The organism is Mucilaginibacter kameinonensis, from assembly GCF_003675385.1.
Taxonomy (GTDB): domain Bacteria; phylum Bacteroidota; class Bacteroidia; order Sphingobacteriales; family Sphingobacteriaceae; genus Mucilaginibacter; species Mucilaginibacter kameinonensis.
Window position 1 is genome coordinate 999812 of the sequence record NZ_RCWZ01000002.1, and the last position, 21458, is coordinate 1021269.

The following is a 21458-nucleotide window of genomic DNA, read 5'->3' on the forward strand; positions in this document are numbered from 1 at the left end:
TTTGTCAAAATACCATTTGGTATATTGTTATATCTTTGCGCCGATTTTAATAAAACCATCATGTTAAACAGAGTAGTTATAACAGGTCTGGGCGCTTTAACACCGCTTGGAAATAATGTAGAAACTTATTGGCAAAACTTAGTTGCCGGTAAAAGTGGCGCGGCAACCATCACCCGTTTTGATGCATCATTGTTCCGTACGCAATTTGCCTGCGAACTTAAAGATTTCAATATCACAGATCATCTGGATAAAGCCGAACTAAAACGTACTGATACCTTTACTCAATATGCCCTTGTAGCAGCAGATGAGGCTATCAAAGATTCGGGATTTGAGTTGAGTAAAATGGACCCGTTTGATATTGGTATTATCTGGGGCAGCGGACAAGGCGGTATGGAAACCTTTGAAGAACAGGTGACCGAATACGCCAGGGGAAACGGACAGCCAAGGTTCAGCCCGTTCTTTGTGCCTAAGTTCATTTCTAACATGGCCTCTGGTATGATCTCTATCCGTAATGGTTTTATGGGGATTAATTATACAACCGTTTCGGCCTGTGCAACGTCTAACACCGCCATTATGGATGCCTTTAACTATATCCGTTTAGGCAAGGCTAAAATCATAGTTACCGGTGGTTCTGAAGCGCCTATTACACCAGCTTCTATCGGTGGTTTTAGTTCTATGAAAGCGATGTCGGCCCGTAATAATGATCCGCAACATGCCTCAAGGCCGTTTGATATCGATCGTGATGGCTTTGTTATGGGCGAAGGCGCGGGTGCTTTGGTACTGGAAGATTATGATCACGCGGTTAGCCGTGGCGCGCATATTTATGCCGAAGTAACGGGAGCATCAATGACAGCCGATGCTTACCACATGACAGCAACTCACCCCGAAGGACTTGGCGCTGCCCGTGCTATGCAGCAGGCGCTTACCGAATCAGGTTTAAGCATTGAAGACGTTGACTACCTGAACATGCATGCTACCTCAACTCCGGTAGGCGATCTTTCAGAGATCAATGCTTTGTTGGCAGTTAGCAAAAATAAAGAGATAAAAACCATCATAGGATCAACTAAATCAATGACTGGTCACCTGTTGGGTGCTGCCGGTGCTATTGAGGCTATCGCGGCTATTAAATCGATAGAAAACCAAGTGATCCCGCCAACTATCAATACCACAACTTTAGACCCGGCTATTCCTGATACTTTGAAATTTGTATTGAAGGATGCCATGGACCACAAAGTAAAAGTAGCTATGAGCAATACTTTTGGCTTTGGCGGCCATAATGGGATAGTGGTGTTTAAGGCGATATAACAATATTCTTTTTTGTCATCCTGAACGTAGTGAAGGATCTTCTTCATCTTACAACCACTATTACAGATCGGAGAAGATGTTTCACTGCGTTCAACATGACAAACCTAAGAAGCAAGTTATAGCTACTCTACAGCCTTAACTGCTTTCTTATTTCTTCCCGCTACAACTAATCCTGCAATTACTAACAGTGTACCGGAAATGGTGAACACGGTTATGGTTTCATTGAAGAAAATGTAACCAAGCGCATATCCGAAAACAGGGGCAAGGTACAACCACGCCGCAGCCTTAACGGTATCTATCTTTACCAGGTAAAGCCATAACTGATTGGCTATGAACGAGAGCACAATGACCATCCAGGCCATAGATAGCAAGAGGTTCGTATCTAAATGATGAATGTGATAGTCTTTAAACAGGAAGGCAAAGGGCAATAGCATGATGCCGCCGGTAAATACCTGCCAAACGTTAAAAACAATATTAGTGAGCGTTCGCTTTATTGATGAAAAATAAATGCTGCTGCACGCGTAGGATACCATGTAGATAATGAGTAATACTAAGCCTAAAGGTTTGATATGCCCTTTGGGCAACTCAGAAGCGGCGGAAAGTATCAACCCGCTAAATGCCACCAGCATCCCAATAATTTCAAAGCGGCTAAGCTTACGGCCTAAAAACCACGACGAGAACAGCGCCATGAGCAAGGGAGCCACAGCTAAAAACAGCGTACTCATGCCTGCCGACGCGTATTTCTGTGCCGCGAAAAAAGAACCCAGCGTAAACGTGGTATTTAAAAGCCCGTAAATAATAATAGGCTTCCACTCGCTGCCGCGGGGCCAAAAGCGGTGCTTGTTATGTAATAAAAAATAAGGGCCAAATATTAAACCTGTACTAATAAACCTGACACTGGCCAGGATCAAAGCATCGGCCGAACGAATGCCGAACTTGGCTGCTATTGCACCGGTAGACCAAAGCGCGGTGAACACCACACCGGCTAATATTTTTTATACATACGGCGGCAAATGTAATTAAGCAAAATCTTTTTTGACAAGCTTAATTTACCTTAATCTGTTCCCGCCAATGAGTTAAGAATGCAGCGTTATGGCAGCAGTTTCCAGGTTTTAAGTTCGCCTTTTATTGTCACCATAATTTTGTTGGTTACCATGCGGTTCAAAATCACTTTGGCACCTATCCATAGTAAGCTTTTGGTAAGCCAGCCCAGGTCTGCCACATTAAGCATAATGGTTTGGATACGGTCTTTCATACCGCCGCTAAACCTATCAATATCCTGTTCCTTAATAGTAGGCCAGTTGTTGCCCGAGCTGAATTTAATATCAGGGAATTTGATTTCCTCTTCAAATACAGGTATGATCTGGTAGCTATCGTTTTGGGTTGATTTATATTTGGCTTTATCCGCGTTGGCGTAGCCATCAACAAAAATAGAGTTGGTAGTTAGTGCTTTGGCGGGCACGGTAAAGTAATCACGTAAAAAGATCTTACAGTTATGACGGCCTAAAAAGAAATCATGCACCCTGAATTCTTTATTTAAAAAACCGCTGAAGCCGCTCAATGCGCCACAGGCAATGGCTTGCTCGCCGGTGAGATCGGTTGATTTGCCGTCAGGTGTATCTACCCTGCGCGATGGTGTGATCAGATACTGACCGGCACAATCCGAGTCCATGGCATCTTTAATATTAACGGCCTTTGAGCGCATTTGCGATAACATGGAAGATAGCGTTAAGCCTACTATATTTGATATAGCCCTTGATTGTGAAATTGGTGTTGGCGCCTGGGTAGGGAAGGGCTCTATCATCAACACGGTTGAAACAAACTTATTGTAGTTGTTATAATCAACATCCGGCTGACCGGTAAGATCATCCAATACACTCCGCACTTTATCAAAAGGTTCGTTGTTGATCATGCCGCCGTCAACATTCAGGGTTTGGTACCCACCGGCAGCTACGGGACTATTAACCAGGTAATTGCTTAGCCATGGGTTGTTGTTAACATACTGGGCATCGCGTTTTACTATTCTTGATTGCAAACCAACAGGAAAAGCGCCTGTTGCCATAGCGGCATCGGCGGCTATATCAGTATTAACTTTATTCTTCAGGTCCAAAGGCATCCAACCATCATTATGTCCTGTTATAGCGTTCTCGGTAAGCTGAAAACAGGCATAATCATTATGGATGCGCATGTTGTACTTAGTAGGCTGCGGCGATGATGAATTGAACGGAACGTTATAAGCATAGCCCTGCAGGTTGGTAAGCGTGGTGAAGATCTTTAAACCTGGTTTAATATAAGCAGGCGTAGGTTGCCATTGCTTTGGATCGGCAGCAACTACGCGTTTGGCAACATCGTTAATAAAATCAGAGTTAAGGGCGGATATCACACCTGAGCTTTTAATGTCAGAGGTATCCAGCATTTTTGAAAACATATCTGCCTGAACAAGATCAACCCACGAATGGTAGAGTTTATTTTCCGGATGTTCGGCCAGGATATCGCCCGATGGCTTATCGATATGGGTTATAGGGTTGTTGAGTGAAGACGCTGCCATGATACTGGTCATGCCCCCGGCGGATGCGCCACCCATCACGGGGATCTGTACCCTGTGTGACGGAACGCCGGGTTGGCCGCGGCGCTTGTCCCACTCGGTTAGTGCCTGGAGCAGGTAATCAATAACGCCTGCGGTGTAGGCCCCGGCAGATACCGCGCCGGCCATACAAAGTCCTACATAAAATACTTGCTGATCTGAAGTTTTTTCTGCTGCCATGGAGATAGATTTTAGGTTGGGTGGTGAAATTTAGAAAAAGGATATTGTAAAGAAATGCGTAAAAATACGTGAGTTAATAGCGGGTTTTACCCAATCACATCGCTTTATCTGCTTTTTGTGGCTTTGGGTGTTCCCTGGGTTTAAGTTCCTGATCAATAATGTTTTGCTCGAAATTTTTTTCATCCTTCCGGTCGGTTTTTACAATCCATATCATCAGTGCTATTAACAGGGTTATTACAATCCCTACTATAAAATAATTGATCTGCATGTTTATATATTTGGTTAACTAAATTTAGACGAGCTGTATTAACTGGCGATTAAATTTTAGTGTGAAATAAAACATGCAAAGCCTGTAGTTTTTGTGTACAAGAACCCCTTATAAAAGTAATAGATCATGCAAACCCATGTAGCCGCCGTAACGCTTGCTGTTAAAGATCTTGATGAGATAAAGGAGTTTTATACCGAAAAATTCGGGTGGCAAATTATTGCCGAAAACGAAAAGGTCGTAATGCTAAAGCTTGATAATTTAATACTCACCCTATGCGATGAGCCGCTTTTTAAGGAGTACACAAATATACATAATAATACCGGGAGTAAGGCTGTCTACTTTACCATAAACCTCGCTTCAAAAGCTAAAGTTGATGAACAGATAGCGAAATTAAACAAGGTGGGGGTAGAAATAATAAAACAGCCATCCGAAACATTTTGGGGCGGATATGCCGCTTTTGTTGCCGATCCCGAAGGAAATTGCTGGGAAATTTGTTTTAATCCTTACGCCGGAAACTGAAAAGTAAAGCAAGTTTCTTCCGGGGTTGATGTTACATCTATTGTACCTCCATGGGCTTTGGCTATCTCCGATGAAATATACAAACCAAGCCCTAAACCCTGCTGGCCTTGTTTAACTTCACCACGCGAAAATGGTTGAAATAACCGTTCCATTGCCGCAAAAGGAATCTGATCGCCGGGGTTAGTTACTGATAGTATAAATTTATTATCGATTTTACCTGCTGCCACCTTTACCGGTGCATCTTTTTGCCCATGTGTGAGCGCGTTTGATAACAGGTTAGAGAATAATTGCGCTACCCTTGTACCATCGCAAAATACAGTTTCGGTAATATTAAAGTCGGTAATGATCTCCCGTTCAGGAGCAGCGAGAAGAAGTTCAGAAATTACGTGTCTAAGCGTTTTTTCAAGGTGTTCGTTATGGCTTAATGCTAACGTAATGCCATCTCCAAGCCGGCCACGGGCAAAATCGAGCAGGTTGTCAATGAGGCCTTTCATTCGCATGGACGAATCTTGAAGGATTGTAGCAAGGCGTTTAAGCCTGTCATTAAGTGGCATCCGCATCATTAGCTGACCAACGTTTGATACAGCGGTAACAGGGTTGCGCAGATCATGCCCCAAAATAGCGATAAACTGTTCCCTAAGCTCGGCTGTTTTACGTTCTTCTAAAAGTTTTTCTTCGGTAAGTGCTAACTTTTCGGTTGCCTGCAAGTGAAACGAAATAAGATCGGCATAAAGCTTAAACATATTGGTCACCTCCGGCGTATTGAGCCTTGCCGGGTTAGGGTCGATAGCGCAAAGCGTACCGAAAAAAGTACCGTCCTTACGGATGATAGGCATAGAAATATAGCTTTGAAAGCCATACATCAAAGGGGTGTGGTGTGTGCGGAAGCGCTCGTCCTTTTCAACATGATCAATGATAACGGCTTCCTGCGTTTGCCTTATTTCATGACAGATGGTAGTTTCTAATGTTAATTCCCCACCAGGAACCAGCCCAAACTGGATGTTATCAAGCACCGCGCAAGCTATCCATTTTTTTTCGGTAACGCGGGCTACGGCGGCAAAACCCATTCCTGTAGTACGGCAAATAACCTCCAGTATTGAATTGATTACGGGGATCTGGTTTATGGCTTCCAGATCTGCATGGAGATTAGGGTCTAAATTGCCTGTCATTTTAAAGGATCAAATAGGGGATTGTGTTTAAAAATACGAATATTACAAACACCAAAAGTATGCATTTGTTGGAATAAGAATAATTTAACTGTTTTGGTTAAAATATTGCCCTTTAATTAAATATTGTAAAATACAGGTGGACCATTAGTGGATTAATTCAGCGGTAACGTAAACCAAAAAGTGCTGCCTTTATCAACTTCACTTTCAACTCCCATTTCGCCGCCATGCCGTTCAATAATTTCGGCGCTGATGTATAGGCCAAGCCCCAGGCCGGAGTATTGTATACCTGAAGTATCAACTCTGTAGTAGCGTTCAAATAAATGTGGAATCTTCTCTGCCGGGATGCCTTTACCAAAATCCTGTACCGATATTTTAGCCATATCATCCTGCTTGCTGATGTTTATGATTATGCGGTTACTTTCAGGCGCGTACTTAACGGCGTTGTTTACAAAGTTAACAACAACCTGGTCAATACGTTGCCTGTCAGCAAATAACTGGAGTTCAGTGTCACCTGTAAGTTCCAACTCGTGTGTGCCTGCAAGTCTGACATGATCACAACATTCGCTAATCATCTGAGACGCTAAAAAATTGGTTTTGTATAACGTAAGTTGGCCCGCGGTAATCTTTGAAACATTAAGCAGGCTATCTACCAATTGCTGCATTTTGTTGAGGCTATTATTACCACGGCTGATAAACTGCGGAATTTTTTCAGACGAGGGATCAACTTTTATCAGTCTGTCAAGCAATTGCATCGACGCTTTGATAGACGTCATTGGGGTTTTAAGCTCATGACTGGCTACGCTAATAAAATCGTCTTTTTGCTGCTGCAGGTGTTTAAACTCAGTGATGTCAAGAAGCGTTCCTAATATCCTGAGCGGCTTGTTTATGGAACCGTAGTATACTTTACCCTGTGCCCTGACCCAGTGGGTTGAACCATCCGGCCAGATGATCCTTGCCTCATAAAAAAGTTTGCCGCTAATAAGCGCGGCTTTATGAGCATTATCCCGAAGCTCGATATCATCGGGGTGTAACGCCTTAACAAATAAATCATGAGGAACGTTACGCTCAAATCCGAAGATCTTATTAAATTTTTCGGATGTCAGCAATTCGTCGGTTATCAGGTCAAGATCAAACGTACCTATTTCAGCTGCTTCTACAGCCAGCCTGGCCCGTTCTTCTGCCTCCTCAATTTTGCGCCGGGCAAGAAACTTTTCGGTTACATCAATAGCTATGACCATAACAGCGCTAATCTCGCCATCAAAACCCCTTATAGGTTCATAAACAAAATCAATAAATACCATTTCGGGGATGCCATTGCGCACCAGTAACAGCTTGTGCTCCTTTGCTGTAATGGGCTGGCCTGTTTCAATAACGTTGTCCATCACAGGCGCATACAGATCCGCTGCCTCGGGTATGGCATCCCAGATACCACGGTTTTCCATTTCTATGCGTTTACGCCCAACAAGCTCAAGGTATGAATCATTAACTACTTCAATTACAAGGTTATCACTGTTGATGATGCAGATTCCTACCGGGGCCTGTTTTACCATGTTGTATAGGGTATGCCTGCTTTCCTCCATGGCCTGGCGGGAATGCTCAATTTCGGTAACATCAGTCGAAAAGCAGATAACACCCACAATTTTATCGCGCGAGTTACGTACCGCCTGAAATGTAAATTTAAAATAGTTGACTTGCCGTTTGCCGTTAATTATAAATTCGGCAGGTTCATTGTTGCCATAGTAGGTTTCGCCGGTCTTGTAAACTTCACTTATAAGATTGCTGAAAGGCTGCCCTTTAAGATCAGGCAATGCCTCGTCAAACGGTTTTCCAATTATCGATTTGTCCTTACCCCATGCTTTCAGCGTGGCATCGTTAGCTATGGCTATAAGCTTGTCTTCGCCTATACACATATAAACGGGAAAAGGCGAGGCCTCAACAATGCTTCGGAAAAAATTTTCGGTAGGTTCCAAGTTGCGGTAGTAGTTTTATTCGGTAAACGATGCTCTCAAAAATAAAAATATTTTCGTACAGATTTAAATATCCACGCCATGTTCCGGCATTGTTTATTGATAATTAAAAGAATTATCAGAAGCGGTTCTGAAACATGGACTTGTTCTTCAGAAATATGCGAAAAACGGCTTTGATAGGCGAAAAACACCGGTTTTGAGCTTCGCCCGCTATGAGCTGGAGAAACCGCGCGGCTTAGGTGTTATAGGCATATTTTTTTGATTAAAGCCTGCCCACATTTGATCAAAAAAATATCACAAATGAAAAATAAGTTCTTATTGGCATGCATAATAAGTTTATTATCCGCCAGCATCAGTTACGGCCGTCCGGCCGCCGAAACAGGATACGCCAGTGTGATCCGCGATTTCATTGACAGCCACATGACCACCAACTTCAAAAAGTTAAAATCAATAATGAGCGATAATTCCGTATTAAAAATACCGCGCGGCGAAAAAGTACTTGTACAAGAAAAAGATGATCTGGTAAGTATGATGAAAAAAGACGCTGGCACGCAGCAAAACTGCCAGTCGAACTATGAGGTGCTTGCCAAAAGCGATGCCATGGTAATTGCCCGGGTTGATTTTAACTACGAAAATTGCTCACAGCACGATTATCTCATCATCGAAAAAAATGAAAAGCAAGACTGGAAAATTACCCAGGTTTGCAAAATGTTTGAGGACATCAAAACACCTTTACCTAACGACAACTCAGTAGTAGCAAAAAACTAAATTTTACTTCCACAGCCAACAATAATTAATCACCCTATTGGGGTGATTTTTTTTATTTTAATTAGCTTTATTTTAACTTTTTAATTGTACCCCCATACAGGTAATTTAAATTACGTTTTTAATTGAAAAAGCTATTCCGTTTCCCCTTTTTTCTGCTTTTGTGTTCCCTGGTATGTATGGTGATGTTTACGGGCCGGGCCTACGCACAGAAATACATTTTTGCGCATTATGATATTGAGGATGGCTTAATCCAGTCGCAGATCAACAAAATGTCGATGGATATCGACCACCGCCTGTGGATTGGTACTTTTGGCGGGGCCTGCCGCTTTGATGGTAAGGATTTTACCGCCTATACCCGTTTAACAGGCCTGCCGGATAACTATGTTGCAACGGTTTTTTCTGATAAGGGAGGCTGTACCTGGTTTGGTACAATGAACGGGCTTGCAAGGCTTTATAAAGGAAAAATTATCCGTTACAAACCCGATATAGCACTAAAACGCTATTTCGTTGGGAATATAACCCAGGATGGCGAAGGTACCATCTGGGTTACATGCGCAGGTACGCTGTTCAGGGTTAAAAATGATAAGATGCAGCACGTGGTTATTAATAACGATGCAGAACTTTTCATTACCAGCTTAGCCGTTAACAATGCGGGTGTTTTATATGCCGCTGTTTACAAAAAAGGTATCTATCGCCTTAATGGGCAAAAATGGGAGCATGTAATTGATGTTCCTTCGGTGTATGACGAACAAATTATTAAAAGGATATTTTTTGATCGTTTTGATAAAGACAAAATTTACCTTTTAACACGGACAGGTCTGCTATGCGCCAGGGATGGTGCGGCTAAACCGCTGGATATAAAAAACGTTACCGAAAAAATCAAGGGTCAGCTTTTATGTATTGAACAGGATGCTGATGCCAACATCTGGCTGGGTACTGATAACGGCGCTTACTGTATCATGGATGGTGATGTGATCCATTACAACTCATCAAACGGCCTTACAGATAACTCAGTTCCTGATATTTATTTTGATGCCGATAAAAACCTGTGGCTGGGCAGCTTGGGCAATGGCCTATACCGTTGTGAAGGCGACCGGTACACCGTTTTTGACCGTACACAAGGTATTCCCGAATCAAAAATTGTTATGACGATAACCCAGGACTGGAACAAAAATGTTTTAATGGGTATTGACGGAGCCGGTATTTTGCGGTATGATGGAAAAAAGCTGAGCGAAGTATCCGTGCCTGGCGGTTCGCCATATTTAAAAGGCGTGCAGAGTTTGTATACGGATAAAACCGGTACCGTTTGGATTGGCACCGGGGCAACAGGTTTGTGGCAATATGATAAAAGCGGTTTTAAGCAGGTAAAAAACAGCTCGGGTTTTGCCTATAACTTTATTACTGCTGATGAAAGTGGTACGCTATGGCTTGCAACTTCTATGGGCTGTTTCTATTATCAAAACGGTGAAATGAAGCAACTGGAGGGAATTCCGTCATATTCGGCCTCGATGCTTGGCCTTGGGGGCGATTCTGTTTTGATAGGTACCCAAAATGGCGTTATGCTTGCCGTTAATAAAAAGATAGTTCCCGGGTTTAAACTTAAATCATTTCCCAATACGGCAGTTTATAGCATGATCCGGTATCGCGATCTGTTGTTGGTAGGTACTGATGACAGTGGTCTGTATACCTGGGATATGACGACCGGCGCGGTTAATATTTATAACGTTGGCGACGGATTAAAAGCCAATAGTATTTACAGTTTAGCTGCTGACGAACGTGGCAGGCTCTGGATGGGAACCGGTCGTGGAATTAACCGCATGCAATACGACCCCGAGAAGAAAACTTTTTGGGTAATTGATAACATAGGCTCGAAAGAGCCCGTGGTTGAGGCTAATCAAAACGCCATTATGCACCGTGGGCATGAAATTTGGATAAGCACAACCAAAGCGGTTATGGTGTATAATACCATGACTAAAATGGTACCATCGCCGCCGCCGCACGTGTTTATCAAATCGGTACAGCTTATGAAGGAGGATGGCGAAAAACGTTCCTCAATTGATCTGGATGACTGGGCCGAACTTAAGCATAACCAAAATCACTTATCGATATCGTTTCTTGGCGTATACCTCAAAAACCCCGACGCTGTATCTTACCAATATAAACTGGTTGGGCTGGATAGCGCTTTCAGCTCGCCCATGCGCAATAATGTGGTTAATTATCCATCCCTGCCGCCTGGGAAATATACTTTTAGAGTAAAGGCAATAAGTCCGGACGGACAGGTTTCGCCCAAGATGGCCAGTTTCAGCTTTGTGATCATTCCTCCGTTTTATCAAACATTTTACTTCAGGTTGCTGGCTATTGTACTGTTGGTGCTGCTCGGTTTCGGGGTGCAAAATTTGGTACATCAGCGTAAAATAAAACGCGAAAAGGCAATTGAGGCAATGAAGCGGGAAGAGAAGCTCAAAATCCGCCAGCAAACGGCCGAAGATTTTCATGACGATTTGGGTAACAAATTGACCCGTATCACCGTCTTATCAGAGATACTGAATGCCAAGATTGATAAAGGGCAGGCAGATCAGCGTGGAATTGTTGATCAGATCAAACAGAACGCGGCATCACTATACAACGGTACCAAGGATATCCTGTGGGCGCTTGACCCTAAAAGCGATAATCTTTACGAAACTCTCAACCATATCCGCGAGATAGGGATAGAGGTTTTTCATGATGTACCTGTTGATTTTGAATTTGCCGCTGTTGATGAGGATATCCAGCTGATAAAATTGCCCATGGAGTATAGCCGTAACATCACTATGATATTTAAGGAGCTGTTAAATAATATCCTTAAACATGCGGATGCCGGGCTTGTGACTTTTGAGCTTGATCAGAGCGATAAAAACGCGATAGCACTGCGTGTTACCGATGATGGTAAAGGCTTTGACAGCGGTGCGGCCCATCGCGGTAGGGGGATTAATAATATTAATGCCCGTGCAAAACGGATTAACGCGTCGCTGCTCATTAATTCGGAAGCGGGGAAGGGCACATCAGTAACATTAAAGTTTAGTAAAAACCAGTTAAATAATTAGGCATGGCGCGTAACATTAAGGTAAGTATAATTGAGGATGATGAAACACTGCGCGATGGTTATGCCTTTTTAATTGGTGCTACCGAAGGTTATGATGTGATTAGTACCTATTGCTCGTATGATGAGGCATCAAAAAAAATTGCTACCGATAAGCCAGATGTAATATTGCTGGACATCGAGCTCCCCGGCGTTAACGGTATTGATGCTATCCCCAAATTAAAAAAACTGCTGCCCAATTGCTATATCCTGATCCTCACGGTTTACGAATCCGAAAAACAGATCTTTAACGCGCTGGCGGCAGGCGCTTCGGGTTATCTTACCAAAAATACACCATCAACCAAAATCATCGAATCGATAAAGGAGGTGCGGGAGGGAGGAGGCCCTATGAGTATCAATATCGCGCGACTGGTGATCCGCTCGTTCCAGAAAAACCAGGAATCGCCATTGTCTAAACGTGAAACTCAGATCCTGGAACTGATAGGAGAGGGTAAAAGTCGCGGCCAGATTGCCAACGAACTTTTTATCGACCTTGAAACGGTTCGTAGCCACATCAAAAACATCTACCTCAAGCTGGATGTAAACTCCCGTGCAGACGCCATTAAACTGGCAAGGCAAAATAAATTGATATAGTTGATTAAGCGTTCGTGAGGACACGAACGTTTAGCAGGAATAATTATTTTTGTTCCCCGATCCGTGTCCCCACGGATCGCGTTCCATCATCTCAAACGTCCGCTCCCTGTTCATCTAAGTAAAACTACGGATAATAAAATCTGAGTATTTATACTCTTTAAACCGGGGCATGTTTCGTTGCAAATTTGTATTGTCAGTTCGAAACTACCGGTTTAAGCAGCTTAACTTTCAGGACTGATAGGAAAACTCAGACATCCTTCAAAAGCCGAGAAAACCTAAAAAAATACACTATCATGTCAACATTTATCCCAGGCGGCAGCTATGCCAAAACCTCAAAAAACATCAAAAGCACTTTGTTTTGCCAATCAAGAAAAAGAAACCAATCTACCATCCCTGCCGAGTTAGATTTAACCGCGCTTTCACAAGCTAACGTTGAAAACTTAGATGGTTATTTGGTAAATCAACCAGGTAGCGCATCAGCAAGCGGTTATGTACCAGGCGGCAGCTATACCATTACTTCAACTGGCGAAGTGGTGATCTTATCAGCACTGTGCCAAAAAAGAGACCAAAGCTGGCAATATTCTACTTTAGACATCACTCATTTATCAACAGGTAAAACCCTGTCAAATATTGATGGTGTTTTAACAGTAGACTAAAACCTGCTCCACAAATATTCGCTGTCGTTGACCGCGAATGTATAATGCCTGTAGTTAAATGCTATAGGCATTATCTTTTTACTTGGCGTATTAAAAGCTATGGTATTGAGAGCGAAGCGTGGCAACCGCATGCTTACAGAGTCGCTATTTGCTGTTCGAAGTCTCTGACTTCGAATTTAGTATGCCTGTAGTTTGTAACTACAGATATTGTTTTTTTAGTTTCTGTAGTTGTAAACTACATGCATAGTCGTCCGAAGTCAGAGACTTCGGACAGCGTATCAATGTCCACACAGCTCGCATTTGAGCCGATAACCCTTCCAATACTCCCAATTCCACTAATTCATAAATCCCCCAAATAGGGGGATACTATCCCCCTGCCGGTAAAGTACCTTTGATATGTTAAGTAGTTTTAACTGACCGGCTACTGTAAACCCGCTTCAAAAAATCATCCCGTATGCTGCCCCTTGGCCAACAGGTTGATTTCCATTATTAAATCTGGTTTCTGTTAAAACTACTGTAAATGAAATTGAAATATATACCTGTGTACACAGCCGATTTTGAGGAACAAATAAACTTTTATACTCAAAAATTAGGTTTCAGAATAACAGGTACAATGACATTTTACGAGGGAAGAGAGAGCACGGTGATCCGGTCGGATAAATTAAATGTGGCGTTGCTTGTAACTAATAACGATAGCAACAGTGATAAGAGTAACATCATCATTAACACAGCCGACTGTTTAAATGATTATCACGCGCTACGCACGGCTGGAGTGTTTTTCTGCAAATCGCCGGCTTATTTGCCGGCAGGTTTAGCAGCCGAGTTTTTAGATCCGGCGGGCAACAAGTTTATGTTACTGGAAGAAAGAAATTATAACGAATAATAAAATCATATCACAATGGACTATTCAAAAGTATTACGCAACAACAATAAGATTGTAAGCCGCACCGGCGGTCAGAGACAGGGGCCGCAGTATACTTCAGATTTAAGCCTTCGCTTTGTTTTAAGCGGTAGTGAACGTTATGATATTGGCCGCAGGCATTTATCCATATACCCCGATTCATTTTTGATCCTGAACCGGGGCACTCAATATTCAACCGATACCGATCTGGATCAGCAGGTACAATCGTTCGCTATCAATTTTGATCAGCAGTTTTTGCAGGATTTTAAAGATTGCTGGACTTTTGATCATGACAGCTTATTAGATAAAGGCAACGGAAACGGAAAAGTACAACCTGAGTTTAATGAAACTATTTACCCATTTGCCGGTGACATTAAATACAATGTGTTCCACCTGAAACAACACCTTGACGATGGCATGCAGGATGAAATGCTGATTAACGAATACCTGCACCATACGCTCATCAACTATTTTCATATTTATAATGATGAGATCTGCAAAAAAGCCGAGAAACTTGATTTCTTAAACCAGGGCACCCGAGTAGAGATCTTGCGCCGCCTTAACCTGGCTAAAGAATTCTTGTACAGCAATTATAATCAGAACATTAGCCTTGAGGATTTGGCCGAACATGCCTGCCTTTCGGTTAACCATTTGCTGCGCACCTTTAAGCAGGCATTTGGCTTAACACCTCATCAGTTTTTAATACAGCTGCGTTTAAAACGCTCATTAATGCTCTTGAAGGATACCCGTTACCCTGTAAATGAGGTAGTTGGTATGGTAGGTTTTGAATGCCCAAGTTCGTTTATCAGGTTGTTCCGTACACATTATAAGATAACGCCTTTAAAGTACAGGCAATCAGCGTAATAAGAGTTTTCTTCTTGTGTTAAGATGGTGCTTTTCACACATATAGCCCGCCTTTAACACCCTATGTTTGTAGTACCAGATAGTTTTTTGTTAAGGATATTTGGTCAGTTAATAGTTAATGAAAAAGTCAGTAACGCGAGGTCACTGACTTTTTGCTTTTTAGCGGGAGGGGAACTCTCCATTTCGTCATTGTGAGGCACGAAGCAATCCCAAACTATACAGGGTGGATCTGCAAATTGGGGATTGCTTCGTGCCTCGCAATGACGTGTCTTTGAGGCTTATCCTTGTTAGTAAAATATGCGAAAATCAACATTTGCTAATTGGCTGTAACGTTTGCCAAAAAACTTCGTCTTTTAAGTTAAAACCTACTACTATGAAATTTTTTACGATACTGGCCGTTACCGGCGGATTGTTTTTTTCTTCGCTTCAGGTAGAAAAAAGCAACATGGCAAGCACAAAACACAGTAAAAACAAATGCTGTATGAATGCCAAAAAATCAAAATGCCCGCTTGCATGCAAACGGGCAAAATCGGTTAAATTAAACGGTTAAAAACGATACAGGGTTTCATCCCCTCAAAAGGCGTCCGGCGATTTAAGGGGAATCTTTTGCCGGCGCCTTTGCAGCGTTTATTTGCTCAAATCAAATTTAATTAGTTCAGCATCGCCTGCTTTTACTAAAACGCCCTTCGCGTCACTTACACTAACACCTTGTAACAATGCTTTGCCATTTGTTGCCTTATCGGCATCGAGGCCTATCCTTTTAGCATCAATAGCGTAAGTTTTATCTGCATCGCCATAATTAAACAAGGCCAGGTAAAAGCTGTTGCCAATTTTTAGTGCAAACTGCTCGGTAGTTCCGGTTTCTGTATTACCCTCAACCGGTCTGAAAGCTTTTCCGTTTGCCACTACCTTTAAAATTTCAGGGTTTTGATACATGGCTTTTGCCCGGGCCGACCATTGACCGTGAGTAGAGAAATCATCGCCGGTTATAAAGGTACCGGTAACAATTGCCGAGAGCATCCTTGCCCGGTTAGCACCCTCGCTTTCGGTTGAAAGCACCACGTGGTCGGCATCAACATAGTTATACAGGTAGGTTTGCCACCAGCCGTAATTTACGCTGTTGAGCGTATAGCGGGTGTCTTTTATGGTTTTAAAGGCATCGCATGCAATGCGCCGCATGTGCGCGTAACGACCAGTTGCAAGGCTGGGGGAGATGGCTGCGTAAACCAGCATCTGGTTGCCCAATTGATCAATCAAATGTTCCATGCCTTTTTTATAAGCCTCCATGCCGGTAGTGATTTTCGGATCATAGAAATGAGTTGACTCTGCAGCGGCGTGCCCCAGAAAATCTATCTTGATCATTTTAAAACCACAGGCTTTTAACTTGCCAATTACATAGTCGATATGCTGCAAAGTGCCGGGATGGGTTGGGTCTGTAGCACGGGCACCGTCAATATCGTGATAGCCATCGCCAACTTTTGTCCACGTTTCGCCATAGGTATAGTTGCTGCCTAAAACTTTACGGTTGGGGCCGCCCTGCCATCCCCAATCGGTAAAGGGAGCCCAGTATACGCCGGGTTGCAGGCCTTTTGATTTACAGTAATCTGCAAATGATTTCAGCTTGCCAAAGTCGCCTTCCCAGCCACCGCTGATCATGTTATCCCAAAACGAGTCAAGGTCAATAAACGCGGTGTTACCGTTGCGGAAAGCCGGGATGCTGTCGGCAAAAAAGTTGGCTACTTTAATAGCTTTGTCGTAATTCAGCTTTTCCTGCATAACGCCCCAACTGTTCCAGCCAACAGGAGTAGGCTTGGTCCAGTTAAAAATGTAAGGGGGCTCGGCAACGCGGTTGGCTTTACCAAACTCTTCCATACCATTTCGCCAGTCGGTAAACCAGCCTACAAATACTTTAGGCGATTTAACCGTATTGCCGCTGATAAAACCATGGGTTATTTTATCGCGGTTTACAGCTTCTTCAATATAACCGCCCCATACTTCAAACGTATTAGCGCTGTCTTTTTTGGCGATGGTGCGCACACCTGTTTTCCAGGTTTCGTGCTCAACCGATCCAAATACCAAACCTTTGCGGCTGTTGTTGTCAAAAACAGTACCTACCTCGGCACTGGTATTGCTAACCGGGGCTTTAAATGCTTTTGAATTATAGCTGATGAAGGTATCGTTATCAAATGGTACAAATAACGAGCGGGTGTCGCCGGCAATTGTGGCCATATTACCGGCAATTGGCTCCATGTAATTTGTTTTAAGGTTTTTACCTTCAACATAAAGCTCAACAAAAAAGTAACCTTTATGCGATGGATAGGTATAAAACATCTGCACCATGCTTGGTAAATTATTGCCGGTTAGGGTAAAGGTATGTTTAAGGCCTTTACCAAAGCCATCGTTTACCTGTGCCTGGCTGTAGGCAATCTGTTTATAATCTTTTGAGGTAAAGAATTTGCCATCGATGCCGGCTTTACTATAACAATTGCTAAGTATAGCCTTGCCATTTTCGGTGACAGAAAAAGTGCCCGACTTTTGATTGTAACGGACTGTGCCTACAGGACTGTAAGAAAAGGAAATATCGCCCTGCTGAGTTGGCTGAGCCTTAATGATTTTGGTTGATGCTGAAACAATTGCCGGCTGCCAAACGCAAAGCAAGCCGGACAACTGTACAGCTATCATTAACCAATTAGAAATTTTTCGCATGAATTTAGGTTATTAAATGTCTAAGATACATTTTATTTGTTAAGCACAAAATTGTATCTAAATATTAACGTATTCTTTACAAAATACGGTCTTTATGACCTGGAGTTTGCTATAACTAAGGCACCCTGAAAAAGGATGCCTTAGTTGTGCTGGTAAGATGCTATTACGCCTTAACAGCCATAACGTTTTTGATTTGTCCGTTAACTTTCACCTTAACCATACGTGGGGTAGGCGAGGTTACTTTATAACCGGTAATCTTTCCATCCTTCCATTTCATATCAACGGTGAAATTACCGCGGGCTTTAAGGCCTTTAACTTCTCCATAAGCTTTCCATGCATCAGGAATTGAAGGTACTAAGTCGATAAAGCCTGCATGGCTCTGGATCAGCATTTCGGCAATACCGGCTGTCGCGCCGAAGTTACCATCAATCTGGAACGGAGGGCCTGCCGACAACAGGTTAGGATACACACCACCGCCTGCACCGTAATTAATGTCGGTTTTGATGGTTGGCTTCATCAGCTCTTTAAACAGTTTGTAGGTACGGTTGCCATCATGCAGACGTGCCCACCACAATATTTTGTAAGCGATAGACCAGCTTGGCCCGTCGTCGCCCCTTACCTCCAAAGTTTTTCTGGCGGCTTCGGCAAGGGCGGGGGTAGCCTCCGGCGTAATTTGTGATGCCGGGAATAAGCCGTACAAGTGCGATACGTGGCGGTGTTGCGGTTCGGTTTCTTTGTAATCTTCCATCCATTCCTGGATGCGGCCATCTTTAGCTATGACACCCGGAGGAGGCAGTTTTTTTACTTTAGCTGCCAAGGTTTTGCTGAAGGCTTCGTCGGTACCCAGTACTTTGCTTGCAGTTATTACGTTGTTGAACAACTGGCGGATGATCTGGTTATCAATAGTTGGGCCTACGCAGATGCTGGCATGCGTACCATCTGGTAAATAAAAGCTGTTTTCGGGCGATGATGAAGGTGAAGTAACCAGCCAGCCGGTTTTGGCATCGCTGATGAGCATGCTGTTATAAAACTGTGCCGCGCCTTTCAATATCGGGTAAATTTGTTTCAGGTAGTTTTTATCACCGGTGAAATCATAGTGCTGCCAAAGGTTATCGCAAAGCCAGCCCGAGCCAACCTTACAAACACCCCATGAAGCGCTTTCGCCCGGCTCGGTAAAGCCCCATGGGTTAGTGATTACGTGAGCTACCCAGCCATCCGCATTGTAGTAGGCTTTTGCTGTTTTTTCGCCATGAGGTACCATGCCTTTAACCAAATCGGCAAGGGGCAGGTTTAATTCCGACAGGTTGGAAACCTCAACCGGCCATTGGTTCATTTCAATGTTGATATCCAGGTGGTAATCGCCGTTCCATGGCGTATGCACTTCATTTGCCCATAAGCCCTGCAAGTTTGGCGGAAGCAATCCAACACGGGTGCTGCAAATGCTCAGATAGCGGCCAAACTGGTAAAATAAAACCGGCAGACCTTTATCCTCATCGGGATTATTGCGGAAAGCGATAAGCCTTTGATCTGTTGTTAGTTTCTCGGCCTCTGATGCACCAAGATCAACCTTTACCCGGTTGAATAATTTTTGGAAATTGGCGATATGCTGTTGTTTCTCCTGTGCATACGGCTTTTTCATAGCGGCCTTCAGTGCGCCATCCATTTTGGTGAGATACTGGGGATTTTTGAAATCGGTACCTGCCGATACATAAATGATCACCTCTGTAGCATCCTTAATAACCAGCGCAGTTGGGGTAGTACTTAACAAACCGCCGGTTAGTTGCGCTTTAACCCTGGCTTTATAAGCCACGCCTTTACCGTCAGTGCCATTATCCAACTGACCGGTAAGGTCAAGTTCATTACCCTCGATACTGGCGACACCACGTTCCGGACGGCTGATGTTGATGCTCAGGTTAAGCATTCCCGGTTTATCGGCGCTTAGTTTAATTACATCTACATCGTCACCAAAGCTGGTGAAATACTCACGCTTGTAGGTTACGCCATTTACCTGGTAAGTGGTTTTGGCAAGTGCGTTGTTTAATGAAAGCTCACGTTCGTAGTTTTCATATTTTACATCTTTCTCATCAATACCTTTGTACTGGTAGCTCAGGTTAAGGTCGCCAAGCATCTGGAAGCAGCCAAATGGCACACCACCCGATCCTTTACCCGTACACACAAATGATTTATCAATAATAGCCTGAGCTTCCACGTTTTTACCGGATGCAAGCAAGCTCCTGATCTCGGGTAGTTTTTTATAGGCTTCATAATTATTGGCATCCTGTGATGATCCCGACCACATGGTAATATCATTTAATACTACCTTTTCGTTGCTGATGCCGCCATCGGGCATCATGCCTAAACGGCCATTGCCAAGCGCAACTGTCTCTTCCCAGCGTTGGGCAGGCTGTTTGTACCAAAGTTTTAATTGTTTTGTTTGCGCGTGAGTAAACGTTGTAATACCTGTTATCATTACAGTTATTAGCAGGGGCGTTCTTTTTAGCATGCTTTATGTTAATTAGGTTTTCTGTTTTTAAGTTTATTTAACCGCGGTAATAACGGGGATCTCTTCGGCATTTTTGTTAAGCTCCAATACAATTACATTGCTGTTGGCATCGGGCAAAGTTTGCGGCAAATCAATAATATAACCTGCTGCATTTGGTTTATAAGTTAGTTTGCTTCCTCCCAGTACGTACGCATTGGTTACGCTAACGCCTGGTAAATTCGGCAATACAATTTTATCATCTTTTTTCTGAAATATGTGCAAATAGATCTTGTTTCCCTTGCGTGTAACAGCATAGTTATCATTTGGGGCGATGGGGCCACCTTTGGTGCCGTAAATGCTTTCGCCATATTTTTTAAGCCATGCACCCATTTGCCGCAGGGTTCCAACCTGCCGGGCCTCAATACGGCCATCAGGCATAGGGCCAACATTAAACAGCAGGTTGCCATTGCCTGCAGCCGTTTTTACCAGTGTTTGGATACATTCCTGCGCACTTTTCATTTTATCATTAGGTTTCCAGGCCCATTGCTGGCAAATTGTGATGCAGCTTTCCCATGGCTCGTTCATATTCAATTGTCCGATGCGCTGTTCCGGGGTAAGATAATCACCTACTGATTGGTCATTCAGTTTTTCGCTTTCTTTACCTAAGCGGTTGTTCACAATAACGTTTGGATCAACGCTTTTTATAAAGGCGTAAATCTCCTGGCCATCGGCATTGGTCCATGGTTTTTCCCAGTAACCATCAAACCAAAGCAGGTAAGGGTGATATTTGGTGATGAGCTCTTTTAGCTCATTCTTCATTTGCGTTTTAAAGGCTACCATATCTCCCTTAACATTTTTTGTTGAATCATAAGGATTATGGATAGGGTAGTTAGGATCGTGCCAGTCGAGCACGGTGTGATAGATGCAGAAAAGTATACCCTGCTTTTTGCAGGCCAAGGCCAGTTCGGCAACCATGTCGCGTTTATAGGGTGTTTTACCGATATTATAATCAGTAAAGGCAGATGGCCATAAAGCGAAGCCATCATGATGTTTGGCGGTAATCACCAAGTATTTCATGCCCGCTTCTTTAGCGGTTTTTACAATGGCATCGGCATTAAATAAAACCGGGTTAAACTCCTTGTACAGGTTATCGTAATCATCCTGGGCTACTTCCTTGTTACGGCTCCAGCCAATTTCGGTGCCGCGTAAGGTTACCGGCCCAAAGTGCACAAACATGCCAAAGCGTTTGGTCATGAAATCATCCAAAACCACTTTCGGCGTTTTTACAGGAGCGGCTTGCTGGCCAAAGCCCACTTTGATTATTGAAAACAGGTAAAGGAGTATAATTGCCGGTTTTTTCATTGATGAATTTTTATT

The 21458-nt window shown here is 43.3% G+C and carries 17 protein-coding genes; 9 read left to right on the top strand and 8 right to left on the bottom strand.

The genetic code is table 11. The features are described from left to right. The first annotated feature begins 60 nt into the window (after positions 1–60). Positions 61–1305 (top strand): beta-ketoacyl-ACP synthase II, encoded by a 1245-nt coding sequence (gene fabF / locus EAH55_RS11090; protein ID WP_121810051.1) that lies wholly within the window; start codon positions 61–63, stop codon positions 1303–1305. A gap of 122 nt (positions 1306–1427) precedes the next feature. Here the strand turns inward: fabF and EAH55_RS11095 are convergent, their stop codons facing one another. The 3 genes from EAH55_RS11095 to EAH55_RS30840 form a co-directional block, all read right to left on the bottom strand. Then, on the bottom strand, positions 1428–2285 hold the full coding sequence (locus tag EAH55_RS11095; protein WP_121809676.1) for a DMT family transporter: 858 nt from the start codon (positions 2283–2285) through the stop codon (positions 1428–1430). A gap of 110 nt (positions 2286–2395) precedes the next feature. Further along, the gene (locus tag EAH55_RS11100; protein ID WP_121809677.1) at positions 2396–4069 is read right to left on the bottom strand and encodes a patatin-like phospholipase family protein; all 1674 of its coding nucleotides are present in this window, start codon (positions 4067–4069) and stop codon (positions 2396–2398) included. Positions 4070–4163: 94 nt separating this feature from the next. After that, complete coding sequence (locus EAH55_RS30840; protein ID WP_162996827.1) at positions 4164–4337, bottom strand: hypothetical protein; 174 nt, start codon at positions 4335–4337, stop codon at positions 4164–4166. A 126-nt stretch (positions 4338–4463) separates the two neighbouring features. Here EAH55_RS30840 and EAH55_RS11105 point away from each other — a divergent pair, with 126 nt between their 5' ends. Then, positions 4464–4856 (top strand): VOC family protein, encoded by a 393-nt coding sequence (locus EAH55_RS11105; RefSeq protein ID WP_121809678.1) that lies wholly within the window; start codon positions 4464–4466, stop codon positions 4854–4856. Here the strand turns inward: EAH55_RS11105 and EAH55_RS11110 are convergent. Beyond that, positions 4841–6025, bottom strand: a complete 1185-nt coding sequence (locus EAH55_RS11110; protein WP_121809679.1) for a GAF domain-containing sensor histidine kinase — start codon at positions 6023–6025, stop codon at positions 4841–4843. The genes EAH55_RS11105 and EAH55_RS11110 overlap by 16 nt on opposite strands. 152 nt (positions 6026–6177) lie before the next feature. Further along, the gene (locus tag EAH55_RS11115) at positions 6178–7995 is read right to left on the bottom strand and encodes a PAS domain-containing sensor histidine kinase (protein WP_121809680.1); all 1818 of its coding nucleotides are present in this window, start codon (positions 7993–7995) and stop codon (positions 6178–6180) included. Between the two features lie 297 nt (positions 7996–8292). Here EAH55_RS11115 and EAH55_RS11120 point away from each other — a divergent pair, with 297 nt between their 5' ends. The 7 genes from EAH55_RS11120 to EAH55_RS30845 all read left to right on the top strand — a co-directional run bounded on the left by EAH55_RS11120 (position 8293) and on the right by EAH55_RS30845 (position 15443). Then, entirely contained in the window at positions 8293–8760 is a 468-nt protein-coding gene (locus EAH55_RS11120) for a nuclear transport factor 2 family protein (protein ID WP_121809681.1), read from the top strand. A gap of 122 nt (positions 8761–8882) precedes the next feature. After that, on the top strand, positions 8883–11843 hold the full coding sequence (locus EAH55_RS11125; RefSeq protein WP_162996828.1) for a ligand-binding sensor domain-containing protein: 2961 nt from the start codon (positions 8883–8885) through the stop codon (positions 11841–11843). A gap of 2 nt (positions 11844–11845) precedes the next feature. After that, on the top strand, positions 11846–12472 hold the full coding sequence (locus EAH55_RS11130; RefSeq protein WP_121809683.1) for a response regulator transcription factor: 627 nt from the start codon (positions 11846–11848) through the stop codon (positions 12470–12472). Between the two features lie 293 nt (positions 12473–12765). Then, entirely contained in the window at positions 12766–13128 is a 363-nt protein-coding gene (locus EAH55_RS11135; RefSeq protein WP_114937065.1) for a cyanovirin, read from the top strand. 520 nt (positions 13129–13648) lie between these two features. Continuing rightward, positions 13649–14011 (top strand): VOC family protein, encoded by a 363-nt coding sequence (locus EAH55_RS11140; RefSeq protein WP_121809685.1) that lies wholly within the window; start codon positions 13649–13651, stop codon positions 14009–14011. Positions 14012–14026: 15 nt separating this feature from the next. Then, positions 14027–14893 carry a helix-turn-helix transcriptional regulator gene (locus EAH55_RS11145; protein WP_114937066.1) on the top strand — a complete coding sequence of 289 codons (867 nt, stop codon included), beginning with the start codon at positions 14027–14029 and terminating at the stop codon, positions 14891–14893. Positions 14894–15266: 373 nt separating this feature from the next. After that, the gene (locus EAH55_RS30845; protein ID WP_162996829.1) at positions 15267–15443 is read left to right on the top strand and encodes a hypothetical protein; all 177 of its coding nucleotides are present in this window, start codon (positions 15267–15269) and stop codon (positions 15441–15443) included. Positions 15444–15520: 77 nt separating this feature from the next. On the opposite strand, the gene EAH55_RS11150 is transcribed toward EAH55_RS30845, so the two are convergent. From EAH55_RS11150 to EAH55_RS11160, 3 genes are all read right to left on the bottom strand, one after another. Continuing rightward, positions 15521–17599 carry an alpha-amylase family protein gene (locus tag EAH55_RS11150; protein WP_121809686.1) on the bottom strand — a complete coding sequence of 693 codons (2079 nt, stop codon included), beginning with the start codon at positions 17597–17599 and terminating at the stop codon, positions 15521–15523. 163 nt (positions 17600–17762) lie between these two features. Next, on the bottom strand, positions 17763–20102 hold the full coding sequence (locus EAH55_RS11155; RefSeq protein WP_121809687.1) for a glycoside hydrolase family 95 protein: 2340 nt from the start codon (positions 20100–20102) through the stop codon (positions 17763–17765). A 33-nt stretch (positions 20103–20135) separates the two neighbouring features. Then, positions 20136–21443, bottom strand: coding sequence for an alpha-L-fucosidase (locus EAH55_RS11160; RefSeq protein WP_121809688.1), 1308 nt, complete (start codon positions 21441–21443; stop codon positions 20136–20138). Positions 21444–21458: the final 15 nt, after the last annotated feature.

Coding starts and splice junctions, on each gene's coding strand:
- EAH55_RS11140 (WP_121809685.1), top strand. CDS start 13,649: ATGAAATTGAAATATATACCTGTGTACACAGCCGATTTTGAGGAACAA.
- EAH55_RS11105 (WP_121809678.1), top strand. CDS start 4,464: ATGCAAACCCATGTAGCCGCCGTAACGCTTGCTGTTAAAGATCTTGAT.
- EAH55_RS11110 (WP_121809679.1), bottom strand. CDS start 6,025: ATGACAGGCAATTTAGACCCTAATCTCCATGCAGATCTGGAAGCCATA.
- EAH55_RS11130 (WP_121809683.1), top strand. CDS start 11,846: ATGGCGCGTAACATTAAGGTAAGTATAATTGAGGATGATGAAACACTG.
- EAH55_RS11120 (WP_121809681.1), top strand. CDS start 8,293: ATGAAAAATAAGTTCTTATTGGCATGCATAATAAGTTTATTATCCGCC.
- EAH55_RS30840 (WP_162996827.1), bottom strand. CDS start 4,337: ATGCAGATCAATTATTTTATAGTAGGGATTGTAATAACCCTGTTAATA.
- EAH55_RS11150 (WP_121809686.1), bottom strand. CDS start 17,599: ATGCGAAAAATTTCTAATTGGTTAATGATAGCTGTACAGTTGTCCGGC.
- EAH55_RS11135 (WP_114937065.1), top strand. CDS start 12,766: ATGTCAACATTTATCCCAGGCGGCAGCTATGCCAAAACCTCAAAAAAC.
- EAH55_RS11100 (WP_121809677.1), bottom strand. CDS start 4,069: ATGGCAGCAGAAAAAACTTCAGATCAGCAAGTATTTTATGTAGGACTT.
- EAH55_RS11145 (WP_114937066.1), top strand. CDS start 14,027: ATGGACTATTCAAAAGTATTACGCAACAACAATAAGATTGTAAGCCGC.
- fabF (WP_121810051.1), top strand. CDS start 61: ATGTTAAACAGAGTAGTTATAACAGGTCTGGGCGCTTTAACACCGCTT.
- EAH55_RS30845 (WP_162996829.1), top strand. CDS start 15,267: ATGAAATTTTTTACGATACTGGCCGTTACCGGCGGATTGTTTTTTTCT.
- EAH55_RS11155 (WP_121809687.1), bottom strand. CDS start 20,102: ATGCTAAAAAGAACGCCCCTGCTAATAACTGTAATGATAACAGGTATT.
- EAH55_RS11160 (WP_121809688.1), bottom strand. CDS start 21,443: ATGAAAAAACCGGCAATTATACTCCTTTACCTGTTTTCAATAATCAAA.